We start from the raw sequence: 5,132 nt of genomic DNA, 5'->3' as shown, positions 1-5,132 counted from the left end.
GGCCTTTGGCGATGTAGCCCACCATGCCCAGTCGTCGCACCAGGTCGCTGGATCTGCCTTTGAGGTCGTCGAGAAAGTTGCGGCTGGCTCCCTTGTAGACGTGATATCCGCCCACCGCGACGATGATCACGCCGGCGGCGATGAGTGCGATGGTGCCGGCGCCGGTCTGCATCAGGCGTGCGCTGATCCCCGCATTCTGCTCACCGGTGGACTTTCCGGCACCCCGGGCGAATCCGAACGTGGAGTATGCGAACGCGAAATAGACGACCGCCAGCGCGAAGGCCTTCGCCCGATCCAGGACTTCCGATGGTGCGCCCTGGGATTTTGGGTCGGTCGAACGACCGAGGGCTGTTTCGACGAGCCGCCACAGCGCCATCGCCAAGAAGGCGACCGCGGCGATCCAGAGCGCGACGATGCCGCCCGGTTTGGCCGCCAGGGCTGCTAGCGCCCCGGATTGGTCAGCGGTGCCGCCGCCGCTGCCGAGAGCGATCCGGATGGCAAGGTAGCCGATGGTGAGGTGCAGCAAGCCGCTCACGATGTACCCGCCGCGGGCGAATCGTTCGAACACGCTGTTTTGGGCCATCTGCGTTGCGGTGGAGGATGACGCGTGGTCAGACATTGAGGACTCCTTCTAACCGCCGGATGAATCACCCGGCCGGTGCTGCGGTGAGAGATGTTCGATCCAGGCGACGTCAAATTGCCAGCTCCGCACCGCTGCGATCGCGGTCTTCAACCCGCGACGCCGTCCGCTCCCGGGATCGGTGCCGGCGAAGCCGGGCTGCAGCGGTGCGAACATCGCCTCGCTGCGGGTCTCCGATGCGTCATCGGCGGTGTCGCGCAGAAACTTGTCCGGCAGCGATAGCTTGGCGATGGTGCGCCACGTCTTGCCGTACTGCACCGCGAATGATCCGGTGGTGTAAGGCAAGTCGTACTTGTCGCACACGTCCTTGACGCGCACCGAGATCTCGTGTAACCGGTTGCTCGGCAGATCGGGGTACAGGTGATGCTCGATCTGGTGGCACAGGTTGCCGCTCATGAACCGCAGCACCGGACCGGCGTCGAAGTTGGCACTGCCCAGCATCTGCCGCAGATACCACTGCCCCTTCGTCTCGCCGACCATGTCGATCTTGGCGAACTTCTCCGCGCCATCAGGGAAGTGGCCGCAGAAGATCACTGCGTTGGACCAAACATTGCGGATCACGTTGGCCACCGCGTTGGCCATCACCGTGGACTTGAACGTGGCACCCGGCGACAACGACGTCAGCGCCGGCAACGCGACGTAGTCCTTGACCACCTGCCGGCTGGCCTTGTTCGCGAACTCGCGCATCCGCACCAGTGTCGCCGCGCGGTCCGACTGGCCCTTGACGAACTTTTCGAGCTCCAAGGGCTGCAGGCCGATTCCCCACTCGAACCCGATGGCGAGGACGCAGTTGCACAACAGGTTGCCGAGGTTGAACGGTGTCCAGCGCTGGTCGCGGGTGACACGCAGCACGCCGTAACCGACATCATGGTCCATGCCGAGGATATTGGTGTACTTGTGGTGCATGAAGTTGTGCGTGAACCGCCAGTGCTTGGACGCGCCACTCATGTCCCACTCCCACGTCGAGGAGTGAATCTCGGGATCGTTCATCCAGTCCCACTGGCCGTGCATGACGTTGTGGCCGATCTCCATGTTCTCGATGATCTTCGACACGCCCAATGTCACGGTGCCTGCCCACCACGCCGATCGGCGTGAGCTGGCGGCCAGCATCAGGCGGGCCGCCACCTCGACCGCACGCTGAGCGGCGATGGTACGGCGGATGTAACGCGCATCGCGCTCGCCGCGGGAGTCTTCGATGTCTTGGCGGATCGCATCCAGCTCAACAGCCAGGCTCTCGATGTCCGCGTCGGTCAGGTGAGCGAACGCCGGAACGTCGGTGATTGCCATCGTCTCCTCGCTTTCCGCCGATCCACTGCACCCGCGCGACGAGGGTCCCCGCAGCCGTCAAAGGCTGTGCGACTCTTTGTGGGTGGAGCTCGATGTTTCATCTGCCGAGGCGGCCGCCATTGCCTGGCCGCTCGCGCAGCGATGACGCGACAGGTGATCAACTGGGTTGGGGCACATGACAGTTCGTGACCTTGTGGTTGGCACCGAAATAATTGAGTGGTCCGGCGATCACGGTCAGGGCGATCGTGCCCGCGCTGGCACAGTTTTGCGTCGCGTGGGTGAAGCACCCGCGCTGGCCGGCCGCCTGCTGTGTGTGGCGGCTTAGTAGTAGTGGCGACGCCCGCCAACGGAGTGGCCCATCCGTCCCATCAGCATCATCAGCAGACCGACGACGAGGAGGATGACGCCGATGACCACACATATATGGGCGAAGGCGAAGGTGGGGACGAGGCTAGGGAGGAGCAGTCCGAGGACGATGAGGATGATGCCGAGAACGATCACGATGATTGCCTGGTTTCTGTGCAGATGTTTGGGAGGAGGATTGCCGGGTCAGTGCCGTGCGACCGTGAGCGACCGGGTATTCCCGGAGCCACCGGCACGGGTATTTGTCGCCTGATCGCCTGTCAAGTGGGCGACATTCGACGAGTGGGCTAGGCGACCGCGGAGTTCGCGGGTGCCCGAATTCCGAGAGCTAACGGGGGAATGAGCAAGGTATGCATGCTGTCTCGACCGCGACGGGTGGACTTGGCATGTACGGCGCGAGCTGATGCTCTTCGAGTTCAGCGGCGGACGGCCGGACTCGTTCCGAACTGGCTGATAGACCCAGCACCGACAATATTACACCTGGCGGAAACCCCCTGCCAGATCGGCGAGGTGGGGTTACAGGCAGGAGCCTGGCTGGCAGAGGATTCAGGTCCCACCGCCCGTCTGAGTGGTGCTTCGTGTAGTCGCCTGCGATCTGCCTGCCGACGCTGTTCGATCTCAGTTCGGTTGCGCGTCAATGATTCCCCGGATCACGACTTCGCCACCACGTGACGGGTCCGGTCGTCGTGGACCGGAACACCGTCGGGCCCACTCAGATCCTGCGCGTACAGCCCGACCGAGTACGCCACGGCCTTGCCGTTGATCTCCAGCGCGGCTCGGTCGATGTGGTCGACGGTGTCGGTCTTCTGGTGGTAGTTCGGGTCGTATGGCTCGCCGGCCGTTCCGCCCCACAACTTGGCCTCATCGGCAGTCATTTTGGACACCGCCCCGGTGAATACGCCACCGGCGGGGATGCCCGCTCGGGTGAACCCTTCGTAGTCGGAGCTACCCGAGAAGGGAACGTCCTGCGGCGTCTTCCCCGCGTTCCTGAGATAAGCCGCCAGCGTGCGTTCGATGCCTGCCGACCCCTCCGGCACCCGCGGCGGATTCGTGTCCGGGTCCAGTGGCGCCGACTGGTCGCCGTCGTAGGTGAAGTAGCCGGGATTCGGCGAGGCGATCATGTCGTAGTTCAGGTACAAAGCGATGTCCTTCAGCGCCGCGACGTCCAGCGATTGCACGTAGTTCCCGGAGCCGAGCAGGCCCAGTTCTTCGGCACCCCAGAACCCGAACCGGACCATGTTCTTCACATCCGGCGAACTCCCCAGCTGCAAGGCGGTTTCCAGCACCGCCGCCACTCCGGAGCCGTCGTCGTTGATTCCAGGCCCGGCAGGCACGCTGTCCAGGTGGCCACCGACGACCACGACGTCGTGGGGTGACCCAGTCTTGGTCTGGGCGATGACGTTGCGGGTCGTCACTGTCCTGATCCCGGCGTTGAGCTTGATCGTGGTGTCGCCGGGTTGCGCGCGCAGCCGGGCGCCGTCGGCCTTGGTGACACTGACGACCGGGATCTTGACCTGGGTCTCCGCGCCGAGCGTGCCGAGCGACTTGGCATCGCTGGTGTTCGCGACGATCAGGGCGACCGCACCGCGTTCGGCGGCGGCGACCTGCTTGTCCGCGAACGGGCATTGGCCGCGGTCGACCAGCACCACCGCACCGGCAACGGGCAAGCCGTCGTAGTCGGAGGCGGTGCAGCCGGGGGTGTCCTCCACGCGTGCAGGCACCAGCGGTCCTCGCACGCCGTCCTGTGGCGTGCCCACGGTGTACTCGAGCGGCTTGGCGGCGACGTTCGTGCCGCCGACGGTGACGGTCGGTGGGTCGGCGAACGGCAACCGCACTTCGAACTCGGGTACTTGGACGTCAAAGCCCTTGGACCGCAGGGCATCAGCGACGTAGTCGACACTGGCCTCGTAGCCGGGCGTGCCAGCGGCCCGGTTGCCGTCGTTGGCGTCGGCGATCTGCTGCAATTTGGTCAGGTGCGCCATCACCGCGTCGGTGGACACTCGCTGCTTCAACGTTCCCGCCATATCCGTTGCCTGCGACATTGGCGTGCTGGGTTCGACAGGCTTGGACTCCCGGCCGCAGCCGCTCAGCGTTGCCAACGTGATCACGGCAGCCAGCGATATCGAAATCGCCTTCGATGTACTCCCCACCGGCCCACGTTAGCGCGTTCAGCCCCGGCGCCGTCGACGTCTACGTGTGGCCGACAGGTCCGGAGCCTAGGCTCGTTCCATGTCGCCGAAATTCCTCGTGGCGGCCGTGGCACTAGCGATGGTTACCGTCCTGAGCTCGTGCGGCTCGCCAAGCCAGGAGCACGCCGGTCACCACCCGGCTCCCGCCTCGCAGTCAACGGACCACAATGCCGCCGACGTCGCGTTCGCCCAGGAAATGATTCCGCATCACCGGCAAGCCGTCGACATGGCGGCAATGGTGCCGTCCAGAAGCACGAACCCCGACGTCCAGATGATGGCGACGCACATCTCGTGGGATCAGCAGGCGGAGATCCGGACGATGACGGGACTGCTCGCGCAGTGGGGTGAGCCCGTTTCGGCCGACCACGGGGAACACAGCGGGATGGACATGCCCGGCATGGTCGACGGCGTCATGCCTGGCATGGTCGACCGTGCGACGATGACTCAGATCCAGTCACTGAACGGGCCCGCCTTCGACGAGCTGTGGATCACGTCGATGATCGACCACCACCAGGGCGCGGTGACCATGGCCCAAACCGAGATTGCCGATGGTCAGAGTCCGGACGCCAAGAAGTTGGCGGAGATGATCATCAGCGCTCAGCAGAGGGAGATCGCCCAGATGAACAATCTGGTGAGCGCCAAGGAGTGACGCG

At 64.7% G+C, this 5,132-nt stretch carries 5 protein-coding genes; 1 reads left to right on the top strand and 4 read right to left on the bottom strand.

What is annotated here, in order from left to right:
- From QOC69_RS32130 to QOC69_RS32115, 4 genes are all read right to left on the bottom strand, one after another.
- Window positions 1-619, bottom strand: a 619-nt coding sequence (locus tag QOC69_RS32130; RefSeq protein WP_526446540.1) for a DUF1206 domain-containing protein, incomplete at its 3' end; no start/stop codon positions are given.
- Between the two features lie 12 nt (window positions 620-631).
- The gene (locus QOC69_RS32125) at window positions 632-1,927 is read right to left on the bottom strand and encodes a fatty acid desaturase family protein (RefSeq protein WP_526446539.1); all 1,296 of its coding nucleotides are present in this window, start codon (window positions 1,925-1,927) and stop codon (window positions 632-634) included.
- 321 nt (window positions 1,928-2,248) lie between these two features.
- A complete protein-coding gene (locus QOC69_RS32120) occupies window positions 2,249-2,428 on the bottom strand; it encodes a DUF6131 family protein (RefSeq protein WP_526446538.1) in 180 nt (59 codons plus the stop codon).
- A 512-nt stretch (window positions 2,429-2,940) separates the two neighbouring features.
- Window positions 2,941-4,314: a M28 family metallopeptidase gene (locus tag QOC69_RS32115; RefSeq protein ID WP_526446537.1), complete on the bottom strand. Its 1,374-nt coding sequence runs from the start codon at window positions 4,312-4,314 to the stop codon at window positions 2,941-2,943.
- Between the two features lie 205 nt (window positions 4,315-4,519).
- Here QOC69_RS32115 and QOC69_RS32110 point away from each other — a divergent pair, with 205 nt between their 5' ends.
- A complete protein-coding gene (locus tag QOC69_RS32110; protein ID WP_526446536.1) occupies window positions 4,520-5,128 on the top strand; it encodes a DUF305 domain-containing protein in 609 nt (202 codons plus the stop codon).
- The last annotated feature ends 4 nt before the right edge of the window (window positions 5,129-5,132 follow it).

Source organism: Mycobacterium sp., assembly GCF_032162105.1.
In the GTDB taxonomy this organism is placed as follows: Bacteria; Actinomycetota; Actinomycetes; order Mycobacteriales; family Mycobacteriaceae; genus Mycobacterium.
Note: the sequence above shows the minus strand (reverse complement) of the source record. Positions and strands in the feature narration are given on the sequence as shown.